Raw genomic sequence first — 775 nt, 5'->3', positions numbered from 1 at the left:
ATCCTCATCACAGAACAAGTACGGTGTTGGTTTCTCTAAATAATAGCGGAGAGCGCGGGTTTACCTTTCTGACGAATCCGTCTGCAGATCAGTTTTTAACACCAGATGATCTTCCAGATCTAAGCGAAGGAATATTGCATTTCTGTTCGCTGGCGCTGGTCGCTGAAGCCTGTCGGAGTACGCTAGTTACGGCGATTAAGATAATAAAGCAGAGTGGCGGTTTGCGGAGTTTCGATGTGAATTTACGTGAGCAMATGTGGAGTGATAAGCAGKATATGCGCGACGCTGTACACCATTTCGCGCGACAGGCTGACATCCTGAAATTCTCTGAAGAAGAGTGGTACTGGTTGGCAGATACGCATGATTTTAGCCTGGCACTGAATTTTCTTAAGACGCTGCCAGCATATCTAAAAGTTGTGACCTATGGTGCGCAAGGTGCCATGATTCTCCATGATGACATGGTCATTCATTTTAATGGCTACATCGTCGATAATATCGATACCACGGGAGCAGGGGATGCGTTCCTGAGTGGCTTGCTTGCATACATCGCAAGAGTTGGCATGCCGAAGAACCTTGACCAAATCAAAGAGGCCATGACTCAGGCCAGTGCCTGTGGTGCACTGGCGACCACCCAGAAAGGTGCCCTGACCGCGCTCCCCAATAGCCAAACGCTTAATGAATTTATTCGTCAATATTCTCTGCCGGACTACGAGGTAAAAGAGCTAACTGATTGATAGCCAGCAATATCCCAGCTTAAAACGTCCCGGGGTAAGCC

1 protein-coding gene is annotated in these 775 nt (G+C 48.1%); it reads left to right on the top strand.

The window, feature by feature from the left end:
• On the top strand, window positions 1-734 hold a 734-nt coding region (locus AC1DUO_RS25715; protein ID WP_477989545.1), incomplete at its 5' end, for a PfkB family carbohydrate kinase.
• Between the last annotated feature and the right edge of the window lie 41 nt (window positions 735-775).

It is taken from the genome of Rahnella sp. P4_A8 (assembly GCF_056402435.1).
This window is presented reverse-complemented; position numbering and strand designations above follow the sequence as displayed.